Genomic DNA, 19,763 nt, shown 5'->3' with positions numbered 1-19,763 from the left:
CCTAGCGACCGGCTTCCTCCATGGCCCTGTGCTCAAACGTGCCCGAGGATCCTCCGCACCGCGTCGGTCAGCGGTTTCCCGGCGTCCGGGGCCGCCGACGCGTGCCGGAAGCCGCCGAAGCCGTCGGGCTGCACCAGCAGGGCACCCGCGTCGGACGCCTCCCTCGGCCGGTGTCGCATCCCCGGCCGGGCGGGCGACGCCTGGCACGCGCTCTCCCAGAGGGGGCGCCCCAGCCGCGTTGCCGAACCGTCCACGTGGCGCCTCCGGACGCCGCCGGCTGATCCGACCGGGGATGTGGCCCAGGCCCTCGGCCGCGCCCCGTCGCCGTACGGGTCCTCCTACTCCTGCCCCGGGCCGATCACCGGAGCGGCGATGTCGATCTCCTGCGCCTGTGCCGCGCGCACCCAGCCGTCACCGCCGATGCCGGTCAGCGGGGTGAAACGGCCTTGCCGAGCGTGTCGAGCGCGGAGAGCCTGCGGGTGCCGGAGGTGATCCAGGCGTGTGGCAGTTCCGCGCCCGGGCGGGAGGAAGACTGGTGGTACAGCTCCGGGTCGCGGATGAAGCCGGGGTTGGGGGTGCCGTCGCGCATGATCGCGTCCGAGACGTACCGCTGGTTGTGGTCGATGCCGTGTGCGTTGAACCCGTACACCGTGAAGGCGATCGCCCAGAGCTGCTCGGGGGTCTGCGGGGAGAGCCCGCCGAGCGCCTCGAAGACGGGGACGCTCTCGCCGATGGGCTTGTTTGCGCGGTGACGATCTGCCGCGCCCTGCGCGCCCGCCGCCGGGCCGAGGTGCACGGTCGCGAACACTTCCTCGACTGCCGTAGGACGTGTCGGCGATCAGCGTGCCGATGCCCGCGCCGGAGAGCGGGCGGGTGCTGGGCACGGTGACCGTCGCGACGGGACTGTGCGCCGGCTGCCCGCCGCATCCGGGCGCCGCGCTCGCCGAGCCCGCCGCCACTGCGGTGGCGCCGCGCACTGCGCGCCCGGTCGCGGACGGCCGAGCGGATGCTGTCGCCCCATGCGCCGGCCGCGCCGGAGCGTACGGCCGTGGCTGTACGGCAGGACCAGGTCCCTGCCGACGCAGGCCGGCTGCCCGAGGACGCGGGGTGCACCGCGTGGGTGGAAGGCGCCGTCATCGGGATGGTGGCCGTACTGCGCTCGCTCACCGACGCCGACACCGTACGCCTCATCGCGCCCCTCCACCGCCCTGACCGGATCCTCGGTCCCCTGGCGGTACGCCGTCGGGAGAACGCCGCACCAGCAAGACGGCACTGGCGCGTCAGCTCCCCGGCGGCCGCGCCGCGTGGATCGTCGACGCGTGGCGGATGGAGGTCAAATTGACTGCATCCAAGCAGAGTTGAGGCAGGCGCGGCCCATCATGCCCGCCATGCGGAGCGGCTCACGCACCGGGGTGTGGCCTCACTCAACTCCCGGCTCGCCACACACCCGGACGCACCCCTACTGATCACCTGCACGCCCGGCGCACCGCCCTGACCCTGTCTCCAGAGGCTCCTACGCACTGGCCGCCCGCTCGGTCGCCCTGCCGGCACGGCACCTCGGCCCGATGCAACACGCCGAACGCACCACGATCCTGGAGGCGCTCCGCCACCACGATGGCGACAAGGCGCGCACAGCAGCCGCCCTGGACATAGGCCGAGCGACGCTGTACCGCTCGCTGCGGGGCTATCGGGGCATCGGAGCTGACCAGCCACCGGTCCCAGCAGGTACGCCTGGGAACCCGCGTCCAGGAAATGGAAACCGGGGCTGGTGTGCATGAGGAAGCCGTGGTGGGAGGCGTTCCAGGCGTAGGCACCCGCCAGTGAGAACACCACCCGGTCCCCGGCCCTGCGCCCCGGGGCGGGGCCCGGCGGGCCAGGACGCCCTTCGGCGTGCACAGCCGGCCCGTGAATGTGACCCGTCCACCCTCTGCGCTGGGCCGTGGCCACGGATGCGGCCAGTCTTCCACCGGCCACACCGGTCAGAGCTGGTCGTGGCCCTTCGTCGCGGGGGTGCGCAGGTGGAGGGTGCCGCCCCGGAGGACGACGAACTCCTCGCCGTAGCTGCGCTTCACGTCCAGCACCTCGGTGGCGTATCGGCCGCAGTACGGGGTCAGCGCTCGCCCCGGCTCGATGCGCGGGGTCGGCTCCGGGTGCGCCCTGCCGAGCCGGGCGAGCCCGTGGCCGTAGGCGGACCAGTCGAAGCGGCGGTCGGGGGTGGCGCAGTCGACGGTCGCGCCGCCACCGACGTGCACCTCCGCGAGCGGCACTCCGAGACCGGCCGCCCAGCGCACCACGGTCTCGGCGGCCGCCGGCAGCGACTCCGCTTCCGGTCCGCTCGCCAAGTGGGCGTGAATGCCCTGCAGTTCGAGCTGTGGGTGGGCGCCGTCGACGAGCGTCCGAATCGCCGGATCGGCTTGGAGCGGCGGCGTCCGTAGCTCCGGCGAAAGCGAACCGCACGTACTCGACGGGGCTGCCGAACTTCGGCACGAAGATGGCGACGGCGCGGCCGCGCATCCGGCTCAGGCGTTGACGCCCAAAGTGGTGGGCGAGGCAAGCGGGTTGCGGGTTGATGCCCTGGGCGACGGCCCCAGCGGCCACCGTGCCCAGCGGCGCGGAACGGGCGCCGAGCGCGAGACTCAGCGTGGTACAGGGCGCGAGGAAGCCGAGGCCGGAGAGAAAGAAGGCCGTGGAGCTGAGAGCAGACAAGGGCGCATGAAGGGGTGCGCGGCGTGGGGGAGCAGCTCACAAGCGCTTAGCCCAGGCTAACCTTTCTTTAAACTTCAACTGGCTGTGTGGCGGCTGTGACCTGGGCAATCCTTGAATCCTGTACCGACCAGTGGCCTGCAAGGTGACATTGCTCACGAAGAAATCCCCCGGATCCGATAATCGCGGTCTTGCGGAGGGGAACGTTCCTGCATCCGACGGCACCCCACCCGGCTCGCTGCCCAGCGAGTGAAGGGCAGCGGGTTAGGGTGACGAAGCGAATCAATTCGCTCGGGACATGGACAGAGGTGGTGGAGGGGGCAAGGTGACGTTGGAGGCACGGCTCATCGCCGGTCGGTACCGGCTCATAGAGCAGATCGGCCGCGGCGGCATGGGCACCGTATGGCGGGCCACGGACGAGATGCTCGGCCGCCAGGTCGCGCTCAAGCGGCTGCACGTGCAGCCTCACCTGTCCGCCGACGAGGTCACCACGCTGTACGAACGCACCCGGCGTGAGGCGCGCAGCGCCGCCCGTATCACCCACCCCAACGTGATCGTCGTCCACGACGTCGTGGACGACGACGGGCGGCCCTGCATCGTCATGGAGTACGTCCCCGGCAATACGCTCGGTGACCTCCTCAAGGGCGGCGCAACCCTCCCGCCCGCGGAGGCCGCCCGTATCGGCCTCAGCATGATCGCCGCTCTGCGGGCCGCGCACTCCGCCGGCGTGCTGCACCGCGACGTCAAACCCGGCAACGTGCTGCTCGGCGCCGAGAACCGGGTGGTGCTCACCGACTTCGGCATCGCCATGACGACCGGGGCGTCGACGCTGACCCAGACCGGCGAGATGGTCGGCTCCATCGACTACATGGCCCCGGAACGGATTCGTGGGCAGCAGCCCGGACCGGCGTGCGACCTGTGGGCACTGGGCGCGACGCTCTACCAGGCCACGGAGGGCCGGACGCCGTTCCGCCGGGACACGGCCATGGAGACCGCGTACGCCATCGCCGTGGACCCATTGGATCCCCCGACGGAGGCTGGGCCGCTGGCGCCCCTCATCGAGGCACTCCTGTCCAAGGATCCCGACGCGCGACCGTCCTCGGAACAGACGCAACGCGCACTGGAGGCGGCACGAGCTGCCGAGACGACAGTTGTGGCGACCTCGGTGAACCCGACGGAAGGCGACGACGGGGGCGGCGGCAGAGCGTCGTCCGGACAAGAAGCCGATGGCGCGCCCAGGCAGGAGCCGGAACCTCCCACGGCCACCCGGTCCGTCAGCCGTAACCGCACGAAGCGCCGGCGGAAGCGCACAGGCGCCGTGGCGGTGGCGGTGGCCCTCGCGGTAGCCGCAGGCGCGGCGTTCTACGCCGTGCGGCAGCACAACCGGGACGCACACGGTCCCGACCGGGTCCACCAGGCCGCAACGCCGTTCCCCGCGACCTCCGTACCGCCCAAGGGCTACCGTCTGGTCCATGACGCGCGGCTCGGCGTCTCCTTCCCGGTGCCGGACGACTGGAAGGTCAGCAAGCAGGCAGCCGACGAAGTCATCTACGCAGACCCGTCCGGCCGGGCCGGCATCACGATCGGGACCGTCGCCCCGGCCGGGCACAACCCCTCCACCCACTTCGCCGACATCGAGGCCAACACCAAGGCCAATTACGCCACTTACCGCCGACTGCGCATGCAACAGACGACGTTCCGTGGGCAACCCGCGGCCGTGTGGGAGTTCACCTTCAAGGGACGTGCGCGCTCCTTCCGTGCGATCGACCTCGGCTACGGCCGAGAGGGTGGCCGGGAATACGACATCTACCTGTCGGCGCCCGAGGCGCAGTGGGACACCTACCGCCCTGTCTTCGACCAGGTCACACAAGGCTTCACGGCAAACGCCTCCTGACCCGGCGCAGGCCTTCGGCCTCACCGGCCGTCAGCCGGGACGCGTCGCCACGCACGGTCGCGCCCGCGGATCGGCGGCAACCAACTTGAGTTGACCGGCAACTTCACGGCAACGACGAGTTGGAGGCAGGCATGTCCGTACGCAGGCGTCAGACCGCACGCCGTACCGTCATCGCCGCAGGTGTCGCCCTGGGCGCGGCCGCTGTTGCCGTGCTCGCCCCAGGGCCCTGGGCCGGTCAGGCCCCGGGCGCCGGAGCGACGGTGGCGTTCGACGGCGCGGTGGGCTACGGAGCGGGAGCCACCGGGGGCACGGGCGGAACCACGTACCACGTGACCAACCTCAACGACTCCGGCAGCGGATCCTTCCGGGACGCGGTGAGCGCGTCGCACCGCATCGTCGTGTTCGACGTGGGCGGCTACATCACGCTGAAGTCCGCCGTGCCCGTGGCCGACGACATCACGATCGAGGGTGACACCGCGCCCGGCCAGGGCATCGGCCTGCGCGGCAGAGAGGTGTCCTTCTCCAACTCCTCGAACGACATCGTGCGCTACGTCAGATTCCGGGAGGGCACACTCGACCCGGCGAAAGGCAAGGCGAGCCTCGCGCTGGCCGAAGCGAGCGACATGGTCTTCGATCATGTGTCGGTGGAGTTCGCCAAGTGGGACGACATCGACGCCGTCGGCGCCAAGGACATCACCGTGCAGAACTCGATCATCGCCGCCGCGATCGGGCAGCGGTTCGCCGCGCACACCGAGGGCGGGCCGTTCACCTGGTACCACGACGTCTTCGCCAACGCCCACAACCGCAACCCGCTGGCCAAGGCCGACACACAGTTCGTCGGCAACGTCGTCTACGACTACCAGGGCGGCTACACGGCCGGGAACTCCGGCGGGACCTTCCGGCACGATGTCGCCGACAACGCCTTCACCGCGGGACCCGTCACCGGCACGGCATCCGACGCGTACTACCAGATGGCCCACCAGACGGTCTGGAACAGTGGCAACCTCCTGGATGGCAAAGCCGACGGCAAGCTCGACGGCACGGCGCTCGGCGTCGGAGCGGGCGCCACCAGCCTCACCTCTCCCTGGTCGCCCACTACGGCGTCGCTGGCAGCGGCGGCCGGCAGTCCGCGGGACGCGTACGCGTACGGCATCGCGCAGGCCGGTGACTTGCCCCGTGACGGCGTCGACTCCCTGGTGATCACCGACGTCGCCTCACTGGGCACCAGCGGACGGCTGTGGTCGTCCCAGACTCAGACCGGTCTGGACAACGACGGCTACGGCACGATCACCGGGTAGGCCCTGTCCACTTGGACGGCCGCACAGCCGGGGAGAAGGCGGCCAGGAGCAGCAAGTCACCGTCACCCAGGAGCATCTGGGGCGGCTGCCGATGGTGATGAGCCGGTGTCTCCAGCCGGCCCTTGTCCTCGTCCCGTCGTCCGGTAGGACATCAGGGTGGATCTTCGGTGTCGGCACGGTGAGGGTACCTACGGTGCGGTGCCTGGCCGTCATGCTCCTCGCGGGAGCCGCTGAAGCCGGTCCCGCACGAAAGGATGATCATGCCGCGAACCGCTAGAGCCATCATGACCGCCGTCCTGGGAGGCCTGCTGCTGACCAGCGGCGTCGCCCAGGCAACTCCCGTACACAAGCCCGATCCTGACCAGTGCGCGACGCCGATCTACGTCGGTGACATCCAGCTCCTGGAGACACGTCCTCGGCCCCCAGAGGGCTGTAAGGCCCACGAGACCCCTGCGTACAGCCCTCAGGCCCACCGCCAGCTGGGGTGGCCGGCGTGGCTGCAGGGTGAAGATCGGAGTTAGTGCAGCCGGCCTCGACGAGCCACCGGGCGTGTGCGCCCCGGGTCGGCGAAGGGGCCCGGCCCGGGGCGTGCGCGCCCGTCGGCTGGTGGCGGCCGCCGTCCCCTCCCGGAGCGGCGGCCTGGACAGGGCCGCAGTCATGCGACGCGGCCAAGCTCGGCCGGCGGTCGCGGCGTTGCGGTCCGGGCGTCCCGCTGTTGCCGCTGTCGTGGCCGTTCGGCCGTGACGACGCAGCGGTCGAGTATGTGCCGCTCGTAGGCTCGCAGGAAGTCCCGGCGGTCAGGTCCCCGTGCCCACCAGCGGCTGAGGCACAGGTCCCATCCCGGCCACACATGCGCGCTGATCTATTCGGCGCGCACTGCTGTGAGCCCGGCCCGTGCGATCGCTTCGGTGAGCCCCCTGGCTTCCCTCCCACGGATCGCGTGTGTTCACCGGAAGCGCCCAAGGTGATTCTCGGGTGATTGCGCGGGCCTGTTCACTGACGGGTGCGCTCAGAAACCCCGCCGAGGTCCCGCTCGGCAATGCGCTCCACGTGCCGGGTGAACACGGCCGTGGCATCGGGATTCATGCGGGCCAACGCGACCATGCCGGTGACGATGACGTCGCAGACCTCCGCCTCGACGTCCTCCCAGGTGTGGGAGTACCCCTTCCGGGGGTTCTGTCCCATGGCTCCGATCACAGCCTCGGCGACCTCGCCCGCCTCCTCCTGGATCTTGAGCAGTTGAAGGAGGACGCGCTGTTCGCGCGGGAGGGTGGAATGGTCCTCCAGGCGATCGGCGAGGCGGTTAATCGTCTGCCAGGTATCAGTCACTTGTGTCTCGATTCTGTTCTGTGCCGTGTGAGGGCGCCTGCTGGTCTCGGCTTCGTAGCGACTGGTCATCATCTGTCCTTCGCCAGGGCGAGCAGATCCGCGAACAGGCCGCCCCCGTCCGCGAGTTCGTCGTACCGGCCCTGTTCGGAGATCCGGCCGTGCTCCATCACGATGACGCGGTCGGCGACCTTCGTGTTCTCCAGCTGATGTGTGACCACGATCGTGATGCGGTCGGAGGCACCGCCCTTGATCTTCTCAAAGATCTGGTGCTCGCCACGGGCGTCCATCTGGGACGTCGGCTCATCCAGGATGAGCAGTTCAGGCTTGCGATAGATCGCGCGAGAGCAGGCCAGCCGCTGCCACTGTCCGCCGGAGAGTTCGGCGCCGCCGAAGACCTCTCGTGCGAGCAGGGTTTCGATGCCGCTGGGCAGGGCGTCGACCGCCGCACGCATCCCGACGGCGTCGATCGCCTCCCACACCGGGGCGTCATGGTGGGTGCGCGGCTGGCCGAGAGTGACGTTCTCGCGCACGCGAAGGGGCCATTGGGCGAAGAGCTGCGGCACGAGGCCGGTGCGCGCCCAGACGGTGTCCTGGTCGGCGGTGGCGAGGTCCGCCCCGTTCCACAGCACGCGCCCCTTGTCGGCGAGGTAGATGCCGGTGATCAGGCGCAGGAGAGTGGACTTGCCGCTGCCGTTCTCGCCGACGACGGCCACGATCTCGCCGCGCCGCAAGGTGAGAGAGACCCCGTCGACGGCGGGCCGGTCCTTGCCCGGGTACTGGTACACGACCCCGTCGAGACGAATGTCGTTCACGGATGCGACGGTCAACTCACCGCGTTGAGGCGCTTGTCGGGCCGCATCGTCGAGGAACGTCTGCATGTCCGTGAGGTAGAGGCTGGTGTGGAACAGTGCGGCCCCGTTGATGACGACCTGCGACAGTGCGGCCAGCGTGGTCTGCACGGCCACGACGGCGGTCGCGGCGACGGCCGGCTCGATGCGACCGGTCGTCGTCAGCCAGGCGAGCGCGGACCACGTCAGGATGAGGAAGAAACCGCCGGTCGTGGAGGAGAACAAAGTGATCCGCAGAGTGCGTGGTGCGGCGCCGAGGAGACGGCGGTCGATGCGCTCCGACAGCGACCGGTACCAGAACAGCAGGTAGCCGGTCATGCCGTTGGCGCGGACCTCGTCGCCGTGCTTGGGAGTGGTGGCCCACCACCGCATCATGTGCCGTACGTTACGGTCCGAGACGTTCGCGTAGTGCATCTCGTAGTCGACCCGGGCTGAGAGAACCGCGCCGACGCCGGCCGGCAGCACCGCGAGGATCAGCAGCGGAAGCATCGCCCAGTGCAGCGCCGAAAGCACCCCGCTCGCGGCCACCATCCTCATCAGCGCGGACACGAACCGTTGCGCGTCGTTGACCATCACATGGGTGCGGATCACGCCCATCTCCGCCGCTTCCTGCCGGTCGGCGAAGCCGTCCGTCGCATACGCGGCGGACTCGACCCTGCACACGGCCTCGACGAGCCCGGTGTCGGCGTACGTCGTCAACTGCGGCGTCAGCCTTCGGTCGGCGTAGGACGAGAGGGCACCGGCCAGTCGGCCAAGGGCCGCGGCGCCCGTCACGACGAGCAGCGCGGGCAGTGCGTGATGGAGCCGGTCGCCCACCGCGCCCGCACCGAGGATCGACTGCATGGCGTGAGCGGTCGCGGCCAGGGCCACGGCGGCGGCCGCACCCGTGACGAGCTGGCACACGACGAGAAGGGTCACCGCCCTGCGATCCAGCTCCCAGGCCATACGGCAGATGCGGTGCAGTACGGACGGCAGGCGGGCGCACATGTGCGTGAACGACACATCGCCGAGCGGATTGATCGAGTACTCACCGCTGTAGCGGATCTCCGCCGGGGGCGGAGGCGGAGGTGTCTCCTCATACGCGGCCGAGGCGTCAGTCATCGTCACGTGTATCCCTCCCGGAGGTCGCTGCCGCACCTGGATGGCTCGGCGGTGCACGGCATAACGACGTGCCTCGGGATTCGAACGCGCTCGATTCCGGACGCGCCGGGGCCCTTGAAACTCAAGGGCGCGAACGCGCGGACGCCGTGACGAGGCCGCCCTTGGGCCACGCGGACTGGCCGAATCGCCGATGCCTGCAACGCCTGTGACGAATGAGGAAAGCGACCGAGCCCTGCCGGCTTCCGCGACGTACGGGTCAGGTTCCCGGCGGTGGTCGTGGCCGGCGGTGTCTTCCGGTTCACACACGTGGTGGCGGGGGCCGAGGGCCGCCGGGGGATTGAGCAGCGCATACCGGAGTTGGGGCGAGGCGACGAGGGTGCTGAGCTGCTGGGCCGTGGGAAGAGGGTCTTGCCGGTGAAGCCGACTGCGACGGGCGTGGGCTGGGACTCGGCGCGCAGCAGGCGCTCGGCCGGGTGGGCGGTTTCCGCGACGAGGGTCGCCCGCTCGCCGCCCAGCTCGTCGCGTACTCGTGACCGACTTCGACTGTCGAGGCGCTCAATGCGGTCGGCGTAGAAGTGTTCCTCCCAGGGGCCAGGCGCGGCAGACACACCGCGCGGACGGCTCGGACAGTACGGCAGGGTGCCCGATCCAGCTCCTTCATGGACAACGGTCGGGCTGAACGGGAACTGTCGCCGATCGCGCATGATCGCCGCTCGTCGCCGCCAGCGAGGACGTCGTCGTCTTCGGTGAGGCGGCCGGTGTGCCCACCGCCTTCTGGTTCTGGGGAGGACTCGACGCGGACACCGCGGTGGCGGCACTGGCCGCCGGGAACGTGGACTCCCTGCCCAGCAATCATTCGCCGTCCTTCGCTCCGGTCATCGAGCCCACGTGGACCACCGGGGTCCATCCAGATGCCGGTCATCGCCGCCCGCACCTGGCTCGCTCCGGGCACTCCGACGGTTCCCTGAAGGATCTGCTGGTCGCGGCCCGCGTCCCCGAGTTCCCTCAGTCGGTGCGGGGCGGGACGCCGAGGGTCACCTCGTAGCCGCCGTCGGCGGTGGGCCCGGACTCGAAGGTGCCGCCCAGGAGCTCGGCGCGTTCCCTGAGACCGATCAGTCCCTGGTGGGCACCGGGAAGAGGCAGCGAGGGGCGGGTGGGCGGTGTGTTCGTGACGGTCACGCCGAAGGCGGTGCCGTCGTCGGCGCGCCAGAGCCGCACGGTCGCGGAGGCGCCGGGTGCGTGTTTGCGGACGTTGGTGAGGGCTTCCTGGACGGTGCGGTAGACGGCGCGCTGTGCGGTGGTGCTGACCTCCGGCGGGAGTTCGCCGGTCAGTGCGGCGTCGATGCCGCTGGTCGTGACGAGCTTGTGCAGGTCGGCCAGGGTGGGTTGAGGGGTGAGCTCGGTGGCCCTGCCCCCGGAGGCCCGCAGCAACGTGACCATGTGGCGCAGCTCGTCCAGCGTGTCGACGCTGAGGGACCGGATGGTGCGGGCGCCTTCTCTGAAGTCGGGGTCCGTGGCGGCGACTTGGAGGGCGCCGGCCTGTACGGCGATCAGACTGACCTGGTGGGAGACGACGTCATGCATCTCGCGGGCCAGCTGGGCGCGTTCGCGGGCGAGGACGGCCTGGGAGTGCAGGAGGCGTTCGTGCTCGCGCGCTTCCTCGATCTCCACGAGCCGGCGGGCCAGGTCCCGGCGGGCCTGGACGAGTTGGCCCAGCAGGACGGGCGCGGCGGCGGTGGCGAGCGTGTAGAAGAAGTAGACCAGGGTCCAGGTGCGGTCGTGCGAGGTGAGGTCGTTCGGTGGCCAGGGGAGCGCGGAGGCCAGGGCGAACAGGACGGCGCACACGACGAGCAGACGGCGGTTGCGGGAGCGTTCGGCCAGCGTGAACAGGGCGGCGAACGGGGCGAACACGATGTCCAGCATGAGGCTGGCGGGGAGAGTGAGCAGGAACACCGGCAGCGGAAAGCGGCGTCGTACGGCGAGCGCGGCGCAGGCGAGCGCGGCCATGGCCTGCGATACCGGGCCGGCTTCCTCCACGCTGAGCAGGACGTCCCCGACGGCGACCGCGACGACCATGGCGTCGATGACCGGATCGGGGATCCGCGTCCACCATGCCCTGGGCACCGTCATCGCCCCGGCTCCGGGCGCCGCTGTCCCTCGTCGAGCAGCCCCGCCCGTTGCGCGAGCAGCGCCGCCTGCACTCTGCTGCCGACCCGCAGTTTGGTCAGGATCGCGCTGACGTGATCCTTGACGGTGCCCGCGCTGAGATGGATCCGCGTACCGATCTCGGCGTTGGACAACCCCTCCGCGATCAGCACGAGCACCTCACGTTCGCGCTCGGTGAGCCGGCCGACGCGGGTGGCCTCCTCGTCGTCGACGACCGCCGTACCGGGGTGACTCTGCCAGACGGCGCGGGACGCCTTCGGTGACATCACGACCCCGCCCGCGGCCAGGGTGCGAACGAGCTGGGCGAGCTGGTCGGGCTCGGTGTCCTTGAGCAGGAACCCGGCCGCGCCGGAGCGCAGCGCGGTGAGAATGTACTCGTCGGCGTCGAAGGTCGTCAGCATCGCCACCACCGGCGGTTCCGGCAGGGCGCGCAACTGCCGGAGCACCGTCAGCCCGTCCACGTCCGGCATCCGGATGTCGAGGAGCACGACGTCGGGACCCTCCTGCCGTACGGTGTCGACCGCCGCCGCGCCTGCCGTGGTCGCGACGACCTCGATGTCGTCGGCCGCGCCCAGGATGAGCTTGAAGCCGGAGCGCACCAGCGCCTCGTCGTCGACCACCATGACTCGGATCACGCGCGTCCCGCCTCGCCGTCCCTGTGCGTACGGCTCCGGCCGCCGTACGTCGATGTCGATTGTCACCGTTCCGACCGTAGACCGGGGCCGGCCGTCCGAAGCGGGGTGGCCAGACGTTCCCGCCGGTCGGGGGGAGGGTTCCAGCCGGACGGGGGGGAGCCCCGGACCCACGGACGGGGTGGTTCCGGACGGGCGAGGGATGGCGGCGTCGGGATCGCACCGGCTGTCCTTGGTGCCGGGCCGCTCCGGCCCGGCACCCCCAGTCCCGAGGAAGCTTCCCATGCGCATCCCCCCTGCCCTTCGACGTGTCGCGGCACAGCCGAACGTGCTGTTCGGAGGTGTGTACGGGGCCGTACTGGCCAGCTCGATGGTCGCCGCGCTCACGCGGTACGGCGAGACGGCACGCGACGCGCGGCTGTACGACGCCCGGTGGCTGCTGATCACCGCCGTCGCCTCGGCCCTCGCCCACGGGTACGCGCACCTCATCGCCCGGCGCGGCGACGGATCCTGTCCGGGTGTGCGCGGCGCGCTGTGTGTGCTGGCCGGCGAATGGCCCCTCCTCGTGGCCACCCTGCCCACGACGGTGATGCTGCTCGGCGCGGGCTGGGGCTGGTGGCGCTCCGCGGGCATCGAGTACGTGGCCTTCGGTTTCAACATCGCCCTGCTCTTCGCCTGGGGTCTGTCCGCCGCCCGCGCATCGGGCCGTACCTGGCGCTCGGCCCTGGCGGTCGGCTGTGCGGACGCACTACTGGGCGTGATCGTCGTGGTCGCCAACGCGCTCATCAAGTAGCACATGACACCGCCCTCGGGTCCCCGTCAGGGTCCTACCCCGCCGGGTGGCGGGGTAGGACCGGACAGTCGCCGGATACTCCTGGCCCGTGTTGATCGCCAGCCTGGAGATCATGACCCACAACGCAGACGACACGGCGCTCACGGTGCCTGTCGGCGCCCCGTCGGGGGCAGCGGAGAACCACCCGTCCAAGGCTCCCGAGAGCCGACGAGTTCCGGTCGGCCGCCTGATAGGCGTGGACCTGGCCCGGGGCCTCGCGGTCTTCGGGATGTACGCGGCCCACGTCGGCCCCGACCCGTCCCGGGGCGGTGTCACCGGGCACCTGATGGAACTGGCGCACGGCCGCGCCTCCGCGCTCTTCGCCTTCCTGGCCGGTTTCTCGATCATGCTGATCACCGGCCGCCGTACCCCCAAGACGGGCCTGGCGGGCCGTCAGGCGGTCGCCAAGGTGGTGATCCGTGCGCTCGTCCTGCTGGTGCTGGGCACCGCGCTGACCATGAGCGGCACCCCGGTCGAGGTGATCCTCGCCTTCTACGGCCTGTACTTCCTGCTCGTCCTGCCGCTGTACCGGCTCGGCGCCCGCCCGCTGGCCGTCATCGCCGCAGCCAGTGCCCTGGTGCTGCCGCAACTCCTGTACGTCATCCAGTACGCGCTCCCCGCAGACGGCGCCGACGGCGTCTGGGCCTGGCCCGCGTACGCCGACGGCATCGTCTCGCTTCTCTTCACGGGCAGCTATCCGGCCCTGACCTGGATCCCCTTCGTCATCGCCGGCATGGCGGTGGCCCGCCTCGACCTGGCTGCCACCGTCGTCCGCACACGCCTCGCGATCACCGGCGTGTGTCTCGCCGTACTCGGCTACGGCGGCTCCTGGCTGGCCCTGAACCTGGTCCCCGGCGCCCTGTCGAAGCTGAGCGCCGGCGGCTGGGGCGAGGGAGGATCCGCCGCGTCCGCCTGGTGGTCCGACGCCTGGGGCTACCCCGACGGCAGCACTCCGGCCGGGCTTCTGGTGGCCTCGCCGCACAGTGAGACGACCTTCTCGATCCTGGCCAACACCGGGGTGGCGATCGTGGTCCTGGCGGCCTGCGTCGCCGCGGTCGACGCCGTGCCGCGCTTCCGCCGACTCGCTCGGCCGGTCATCGCGGTCGGGTCGATGTCCCTGACCGCGTACGTCCTCCACGTCGTCGGCATCCAGTTCCTCGGCATCGAGGAACTGCCCGGCTCCCCGCTGTACGTCCTTCTCGGCTTCATCGTCGCCGTCATGGTGTTCGCGACGCTCTGGTCCCGCTTCTTCCGGCGCGGGCCGCTGGAGTGGCTGCTGGCCCAGGCCACGAGGGCCGCGGAGGTCGTACGGTGAGCCGTCGACCGCACGGCCGCGGGGAGCTGTGGTGGCTGACCGTTGCGGCGGTGGCCGCGGTATTCGCCGTACTACGTCCGGACCTGTACGCGGCAGCGGTGCAGCACTTCATCACCGCTGCCGTCGGGCACCACTGACCCGCCGCGGAATCGGAACCCGCGATCGATCCGCCGGCCCGGAGCCCTCGCGGCCGCCACCGTCTCGACGTGCGTGACCGCGGTCGGCCCCGCGCTCTTGGCCACCATGGCCACGCCGGGGAGGTCGGCCAACCGGTTGGAGCGGAAGTTCTCAAATGCGGGCAGATCGGCGATTTCTACCTGGAGCAAATAGTCGTAGTTGCCGGTGACGTGGCGGCCGTGGACCACCTAGGGCAGCCGGGTGACCGCACGCTCGAACGCGACCACGTCCGCACGGGTGTGCCGCACCAGCCGGACACCGGCGAACCCCCGCAGGCCGCGGCCGACCGCGGGGGATCGATCAGCGCCTGACAGCCGCGGATCACCCCGGCTTCCTCCAGCTGGCGCACGCGCCGCAGGCAGGGCGACGGGGACAGGCCGACGCGGGCGGCGAGGCAGCACGGTGGCCCTTCACGCCGATCGCGGCGTTCACCCCAGCCGTGCCGTGGCACCGCCCATCTACCAGACGGCGACGTTCTGGGCCGAGGATGCGGAGACGTTCGCACAGGTCGCGGTCGACCGGCGGGGCAAGGATGCCGACTGCGGGACCTTGGCCTGACCCCGGCCGTCATCGCCCAGGCGCTGAACGTCTCGGTCCGTACCCTGCATCGTGCCTTCGCCGGCGGCGAGACCGTCATGGCCTGCATACGCCGGCGCCGTCTCGGAGGCGCCCGCCGCGAACTCGACCACCCCGGCAGCTCGTACACCGTCGCCGAAGTCGCGGCACGCCGGCGGTTCGCCGACACCAGCCATTTCCGCCGCGCTTACGAAACACCCACGGACACCCATCCCGACGACCGGGGGCCACCTGACGCGGCGGCGTCCCTCTGGCAGGTCAGATGTCGATCGGGGTGAGCCCAGGGTAGATGTCGTGCCAGCGGTAGCGACGACAGTGGAAGTGCCAGTACGTGAAGCCCCTCATGTAGCGGTCGAGGTGCGGGCGTTGCTCGTCGGTGGCGAGGTCCAGGATGCGGTGGTAGGCGGCCAGGCCGCTGTCGAGGCACCTACGGTAGGCGGCGAGGTAGGGGATGTTCTCGCTCACCGAACGGCGGTAGATGCGGCTCGCGATGAAGTCCTCGCCGTCCACCGCCTCCTTGTAGAAGGACAGGACGTCGTTGGCGTCGTTGAGAAACGTGACACACGAACTCAGCGCCGCCGACCAGAAGGCCCGATCACGGTGGGCATTCAGGCAGGGGTCGGTGAACTGAAGTGACACGAACCAGAACTGGGAGAAGCCGTTGAACACGCGGACGAAGTCGCTGTCGATCTTGTCGGAGGCCTCCGGTGCGAACTCGGCCTCCATGACGACGCCGGTCATCGCGTTGTAGAAGAAGGTCTTGAAGACGGCGAGGAACGTCGGATCGCAGAACCGCGCAATCTCGTTGAACATGTGCCGGATGTACCGGGCGTTCGGCGACGATGCGGGCACCTCCGGCAGCATGCCGCCCCGCAGAACGGCTTCAGCCTCGGCGAGGTCGCGGCAGCACACATCATCGATGCGGGTGGTGAACACCCAGATGCGATCGACGGCGAGGGCGAGCGCGTCGTCGGCGATCGGCACCATGAGGGCACGCATCAGCGTCACATGGGCGGTGGTGGCATCGGGGACGGCGACGCCGAATGCCGCGAACTCGGAGTTCAGCACACCGGCGTCGGCACGGGCCTGCGTGAGGTCGACGGGCGGATCGAAGGTCTCGTTGAGGGCGATCATCCTGTCGACGAGACCAGAAGACAGCACACTGGTGACCATCGCGCGGTGACGAGGGTCAGAAACGGAAGCGAGGCCACGCCGCGCGGTGTAGTGGAGGGTGTCGATGCCGGGCGGCCGGTGCTGCCTGAGCATGAGGCGGGCTGTCGAGTTCACGCCGAGTCCTTCCGTACGCCGTTTCCTGCCGGATGCTTGCCCCTGTGGGTTCCCCCATGGTTCCCCCTAGCGCTCCTTCGGATACTCACACAGTTGATCCTTCAGCCCTCTCATCCAGGGCCGGAGCTTGTCGGGGTTCATCAGGCCGGGCCGGATCACGGCGCCCACGGCCCGCCACGACGTGGCGCGACTCGTGGCCGCACTGCTCGCCGAGCACAAGGGTGTCCGCCCGGAGGGACCGGCGAAGGCGCCCGCCCTGCCGACCGGACCGACGGGGCTGGGCACCTCGGCCGCCCGGATCACCGCCAGGCGCAAGGACGTCGAGGGCACCGGAGTCCCCGAGCTGTACTGCCCGCCCGCTCTCCGCGACGACCCGGCGCTCGCCGAAGAGGTCAACGCCCTCCTGCTGGCATGGGCCGAGGAGATCGGCCTCTACGCCGGGCGGCTCGACCGCGTCCGCGCGGCGGACTTCGGACGCCTGATGATGCTCGCGCACCCCGACACCGACGACCCGGACCGGCTGCTGGCCGCAGGCAAGTGCGCCCTGGCGGAGTGGGCCACGGACGACTACTACTGCGACGACGAGACGATGGGATCCTCGCCGGCACTGCTCGGCGCGCAACTCGGCATCGCCTACGCGGCCATCGACCCCGCCCACCCTCCGCTCCGCTACGTCCCCGACGTCGAGCGGGCCATGCGGGACGACCCGGTGCGGACCGGCCTGCGCACCGGATTGGCGCACCTGGCCCGGTACGCGGACTGGTCCCAACTGGCCCGGCTGCGCCACGAGGTCGCGGTGCTGTTCGTGGGCTACTCCCAGGAGGGGTCCTGGCGCTCGCAGGGCCGGATGCCCGCCGTCTGGGAGTACCTGGCGCACCGTCAGATCAACAGCTTCGTCCCGTGCGTCGCGATGACCGACGTGGTGGGCGGCTACGTACTGCCCGCCGCCGAGTACGCCGATCCACGCGTCCGCCGCGCCGTGACCATGGCATCCACGGCCGCCACGCTCGTCAACGACCTGTACTCGATGGCGAAGGAACACCACTCGGACAGCGTGGAGTTCAACCTGCCGACCGTGATCGCCGCCGAGGAGCGCTGCACGCCGCGCGAGGCGGTCGAGCGGAGCGCGGCGATCCACGACGAGCTGGTGCGCACCTTCGAGACGGAGGCGGCGGCCCTGGTTCTGACCGGCTCACCCCAGTTGCGCCGCTTCCTCGCGGGGGTGTGGGCCTGGCTGGGCGGCAACCGGGCGTGGCACAGCGGCAGCCGGCGTTACACCTCCTCCGCCTCCACCACATCCTGACTTCCGCACACCGCAAGGAGCACCACTCCCATGACCACCACCCCTGCCCCCGTCCTGCGCACCGCGTACCAGAAGTCCGTGGCGGACTACTGGAACGCCGAGAAGAACCCGGTCAACCTGCGCCTGGGCGACGTCGACGGCCTCTACCATCACCACTACGGGATCGGCGACTACGACCCCTCCGTCCTGGACGGGCCCGAGGACACCCGCGACGAGCGCATCATCGCCGAACTCCACCGCCTGGAGTCGGCCCAGGCCGACGTCCTGCTCGACCACCTCGGCCCCATCGCCCCCGGCCACCGCCTGCTGGACGCCGGCTGCGGCCGCGGTGGCACCAGCATCATGGCCAACGCCCGCTTCGGCTGCCAGGTCGACGGCGTCTCCATCTCCGAGGCCCAGGTGGAGTTCGCCGGCGGCCAGGCCCGTAAGCGGGGGGGACGACCAGGTGCGCTACCACTTCCGCAACATGCTGGACACCGGCCTGCCGACCGGTGCGTTCCAGGGCATCTGGAACAACGAATCCACCATGTACGTGGACCTGTTCGACCTCTTCGCCGAGCACGCCCGCCAGCTGGCCTTCGGCGGCCGCTACGTCGTCATCACGGGCTGCTACAACGATGTGACGGGTGGCCGCTCCAAGGCTGTCAGCCGCATTGACGAGCACTACACCTGCAACATCCACCCGCGCAGCGCCTACTTCAAGGCCATGGCCGCGAGCGGCCTCGTCCCGATGAACGTCGTCGACCTCACGGACGCGACCATCCCGTACTGGGAACTGCGCGCCAGGTCCTCGCTGGCCACGGGCGTCGAGGACCCGTTCCTGACGGCATACAAGGAGGGCAGCTTCCACTACCTGCTGATCGCGGCAGACCGAGTCTGAGCCACCTCGGCTCTCCCTTCCGGACCACCGGCCGCGCCTCTCGCCCGGGGAGGCGCAGGCCGGAGCCGAGTCCTGCCCGCGTGGGCCGCGTCCCGGAGGAGCCGGTTCCGGGAGCGGCCCGACGCCGACTGGAGCGGACACGTGACGACGCACAGGCGATCGACCCTCTGAACAGGCGGCAGAGGAAGACCGCTTCCGCGGCGGCACCCACGAGTTCGTGGCCTGGCTCACCGAAATTCGCCGACTCGTGCGCGCGGCGCGAGGGGCAGCGGGCAGAATCGTATGATCGGTGAATCCCACATGGTCGCATGGTTCAACCAGCTCGTCCGGCCTGCTGCCGCGGTGAACGCTGACGGTCCGAAATCCGTTGACCACTGCGGCGGTACGGCGTACGACAGCCGATCGCCAGTTCCTCGATCACCGCACAACTAAGGGGTCCCATGAAACACCGCCGCCCGCGCCACCGTCGCAGAGTGATCGCCCGAGCGGTCGGTACGGCGGGTACGCTGGCCATCGCCCTGGGTGCGGGGATGACGCCGGCGATGGCCGCCGGGAAGACGCCCAACAAGCCCACCGCCACCGGGTTCTCGCCCGACAAGGACGACGCGCCCTGGGCGCCCCAGCACGACGAGGCGCCGCCACTGCACAAGGCCCTCCGTCCGGCAGCCGTCACACCCCGCGCGGCCACGTCCGCTCTCCAGCTCAGCCTGCCCGCACCGACCGGGCGCCACGGCGTGGGCACGTTCAGCCTGCACCTCGTCGACAAGTCCCGCACGGACCCGTACGTGCCCGGCAGCAAGCCGCGCGAGCTGATGGTGTCGTTCTGGTACCCGGCCGCCTCGACCCGCGGTCACTACGCGGCTCCGTGGATGCCGTCAGTCTCCGGCGCCCACTTCCTCGCCTCCCAGGGCCTGACGCCACAACAGGTGACGTTGCCGAAGACCGCGGGCCATGTCCTCGCCCCGGTCGACACCAAGCTCGGCAAGCTGCCCGTCCTGCTGTACTCCAGCGGGCTGCACTCGGACCGCATGAGGGGCACCGCGCTCGCCGAGGACCTCGCCAGCCGCGGCTACCTCGTCGTCACCGTCGATCACACCCACGACGCCAACGAGGTGCAGTTCCCCGACGGACGGATCGAGGTCAACACCATGCCGGCGGGCGCGCACTCCTCCGACACGCTCAACGTGCGCGCGGCCGACATCCGGTTCGTCATCAACCAGCTCGGCGCGATCAGCAAGGGCCACAACCCGGACGTCGACCACGCCAGGCTCCCCACCGGGCTGTCGCACGCCGTGGACATGTCCCGCATCGGGATGTTCGGCGCTTCGCTGGGCGGCGGGGCGGTCGACACCTCCATGCAGCTCGACCACCGCATCCGCGCCGGTGCCGACCTGGACGGCCAGTTCTTCGGCTCGGCACCGA

General features: G+C 70.5%; 18 protein-coding genes and 4 pseudogenes. 12 read left to right on the top strand and 10 right to left on the bottom strand.

Annotation, left to right across the window (positions count from 1 at the left end; all coding sequences use genetic code 11):
- Positions 1-32: 32 nt before the first annotated feature.
- Positions 33-254: a hypothetical protein gene (locus AV521_RS37720; RefSeq protein ID WP_076095226.1), complete on the bottom strand. Its 222-nt coding sequence runs from the start codon at positions 252-254 to the stop codon at positions 33-35.
- 87 nt (positions 255-341) lie between these two features.
- Positions 342-748, bottom strand: a pseudogene (locus tag AV521_RS37715) (2,4-dichlorophenol 6-monooxygenase); the annotation flags it as partial.
- A 300-nt stretch (positions 749-1,048) separates the two neighbouring features.
- Here AV521_RS37715 and AV521_RS51605 point away from each other — a divergent pair.
- Both AV521_RS51605 and AV521_RS52990 read left to right on the top strand, forming a co-directional pair.
- Entirely contained in the window at positions 1,049-1,342 is a 294-nt protein-coding gene (locus AV521_RS51605; RefSeq protein WP_256725849.1) for a hypothetical protein, read from the top strand.
- Between the two features lie 223 nt (positions 1,343-1,565).
- Positions 1,566-1,778, top strand: coding sequence for a helix-turn-helix domain-containing protein (locus tag AV521_RS52990; protein ID WP_371917097.1), 213 nt, complete (start codon positions 1,566-1,568; stop codon positions 1,776-1,778).
- Here AV521_RS52990 and AV521_RS37705 read toward each other — a convergent pair.
- A pseudogene (locus AV521_RS37705) lies at positions 1,747-2,423 on the bottom strand (type III PLP-dependent enzyme); the annotation flags it as partial. The gene AV521_RS52990 and the pseudogene AV521_RS37705 overlap by 32 nt on opposite strands.
- A gap of 578 nt (positions 2,424-3,001) precedes the next feature.
- Between AV521_RS37705 and AV521_RS37700 the strand changes: the two are divergent.
- Both AV521_RS37700 and AV521_RS37695 read left to right on the top strand, forming a co-directional pair.
- Positions 3,002-4,597 carry a serine/threonine-protein kinase gene (locus AV521_RS37700; protein ID WP_076095223.1) on the top strand — a complete coding sequence of 532 codons (1,596 nt, stop codon included), beginning with the start codon at positions 3,002-3,004 and terminating at the stop codon, positions 4,595-4,597.
- 131 nt (positions 4,598-4,728) lie between these two features.
- Positions 4,729-5,895 carry a hypothetical protein gene (locus tag AV521_RS37695; protein WP_076095221.1) on the top strand — a complete coding sequence of 389 codons (1,167 nt, stop codon included), beginning with the start codon at positions 4,729-4,731 and terminating at the stop codon, positions 5,893-5,895.
- Between the two features lie 993 nt (positions 5,896-6,888).
- Here the strand turns inward: AV521_RS37695 and AV521_RS37685 are convergent.
- Complete coding sequence (locus AV521_RS37685) at positions 6,889-7,293, bottom strand: MazG-like family protein (protein WP_305965212.1); 405 nt, start codon at positions 7,291-7,293, stop codon at positions 6,889-6,891.
- Complete coding sequence (locus tag AV521_RS37680) at positions 7,293-9,173, bottom strand: ATP-binding cassette domain-containing protein (RefSeq protein ID WP_076095340.1); 1,881 nt, start codon at positions 9,171-9,173, stop codon at positions 7,293-7,295. Before AV521_RS37680 ends, AV521_RS37685 begins: the two co-directional genes overlap by 1 nt.
- Positions 9,174-9,933: 760 nt before the next feature.
- Between AV521_RS37680 and AV521_RS37675 the strand changes: the two genes are divergently transcribed.
- The gene (locus tag AV521_RS37675; protein ID WP_076095216.1) at positions 9,934-10,218 is read left to right on the top strand and encodes a hypothetical protein; all 285 of its coding nucleotides are present in this window, start codon (positions 9,934-9,936) and stop codon (positions 10,216-10,218) included.
- On the opposite strand, the gene AV521_RS37670 is transcribed toward AV521_RS37675, so the two are convergent.
- Together AV521_RS37670 and AV521_RS37665 are read right to left on the bottom strand one after the other, a co-directional pair.
- Entirely contained in the window at positions 10,179-11,303 is a 1,125-nt protein-coding gene (locus AV521_RS37670; protein WP_076095213.1) for a sensor histidine kinase, read from the bottom strand. The genes AV521_RS37675 and AV521_RS37670 overlap by 40 nt on opposite strands.
- The gene (locus AV521_RS37665) at positions 11,300-11,962 is read right to left on the bottom strand and encodes a response regulator transcription factor (protein ID WP_076095211.1); all 663 of its coding nucleotides are present in this window, start codon (positions 11,960-11,962) and stop codon (positions 11,300-11,302) included. Before AV521_RS37665 ends, AV521_RS37670 begins: the two co-directional genes overlap by 4 nt.
- A 292-nt stretch (positions 11,963-12,254) precedes the next feature.
- On the opposite strand from AV521_RS37665, the gene AV521_RS37660 reads away from it, so the two are divergent.
- The gene (locus AV521_RS37660; RefSeq protein ID WP_076095209.1) at positions 12,255-12,764 is read left to right on the top strand and encodes a hypothetical protein; all 510 of its coding nucleotides are present in this window, start codon (positions 12,255-12,257) and stop codon (positions 12,762-12,764) included.
- Between the two features lie 112 nt (positions 12,765-12,876).
- Positions 12,877-14,118, top strand: coding sequence for a DUF418 domain-containing protein (locus AV521_RS37655; RefSeq protein WP_076095337.1), 1,242 nt, complete (start codon positions 12,877-12,879; stop codon positions 14,116-14,118).
- A gap of 71 nt (positions 14,119-14,189) precedes the next feature.
- Here AV521_RS37655 and AV521_RS51600 read toward each other — a convergent pair whose 3' ends face one another.
- Positions 14,190-14,483: an Lrp/AsnC ligand binding domain-containing protein gene (locus AV521_RS51600; RefSeq protein ID WP_107481130.1), complete on the bottom strand. Its 294-nt coding sequence runs from the start codon at positions 14,481-14,483 to the stop codon at positions 14,190-14,192.
- Between AV521_RS51600 and AV521_RS51595 the strand changes: the two genes are divergently transcribed.
- The gene (locus tag AV521_RS51595) at positions 14,475-14,606 is read left to right on the top strand and encodes a hypothetical protein (RefSeq protein WP_256725861.1); all 132 of its coding nucleotides are present in this window, start codon (positions 14,475-14,477) and stop codon (positions 14,604-14,606) included. The genes AV521_RS51600 and AV521_RS51595 overlap by 9 nt on opposite strands.
- Before the next feature lie 41 nt (positions 14,607-14,647).
- Here AV521_RS51595 and AV521_RS51590 read toward each other — a convergent pair.
- A pseudogene (locus AV521_RS51590) lies at positions 14,648-14,866 on the bottom strand (hypothetical protein); the annotation flags it as partial.
- Here AV521_RS51590 and AV521_RS47075 point away from each other — a divergent pair.
- A complete protein-coding gene (locus tag AV521_RS47075; RefSeq protein WP_079249602.1) occupies positions 14,772-15,149 on the top strand; it encodes a helix-turn-helix domain-containing protein in 378 nt (125 codons plus the stop codon). The pseudogene AV521_RS51590 and the gene AV521_RS47075 sit on opposite strands and share 95 nt — an antisense overlap.
- Here AV521_RS47075 and AV521_RS37640 read toward each other — a convergent pair.
- Positions 15,130-16,158 (bottom strand): hypothetical protein, encoded by a 1,029-nt coding sequence (locus AV521_RS37640; RefSeq protein WP_079249601.1) that lies wholly within the window; start codon positions 16,156-16,158, stop codon positions 15,130-15,132. The genes AV521_RS47075 and AV521_RS37640 overlap by 20 nt on opposite strands.
- A gap of 127 nt (positions 16,159-16,285) precedes the next feature.
- Here AV521_RS37640 and AV521_RS37635 point away from each other — a divergent pair, with 127 nt between their 5' ends.
- From AV521_RS37635 to AV521_RS37625, 3 genes and pseudogenes are all read left to right on the top strand, one after another.
- The gene (locus tag AV521_RS37635; RefSeq protein ID WP_256725847.1) at positions 16,286-17,461 is read left to right on the top strand and encodes a family 2 encapsulin nanocompartment cargo protein terpene cyclase; all 1,176 of its coding nucleotides are present in this window, start codon (positions 16,286-16,288) and stop codon (positions 17,459-17,461) included.
- A 30-nt stretch (positions 17,462-17,491) separates the two neighbouring features.
- Positions 17,492-18,341 (top strand): annotated as a pseudogene (locus AV521_RS37630) (geranyl diphosphate 2-C-methyltransferase).
- Positions 18,342-18,814: 473 nt separating this feature from the next.
- Positions 18,815-19,763: hydrolase (locus AV521_RS37625; protein ID WP_256725846.1), on the top strand; the 949-nt coding region annotated here is incomplete at its 3' end.

The sequence above is a fragment of the Streptomyces sp. IMTB 2501 genome (assembly GCF_001953885.1).
Lineage (GTDB): Bacteria > Actinomycetota > Actinomycetes > Streptomycetales > Streptomycetaceae > Streptomyces.
Note: the sequence above shows the minus strand (reverse complement) of the source record. Positions and strands in the feature narration are given on the sequence as shown.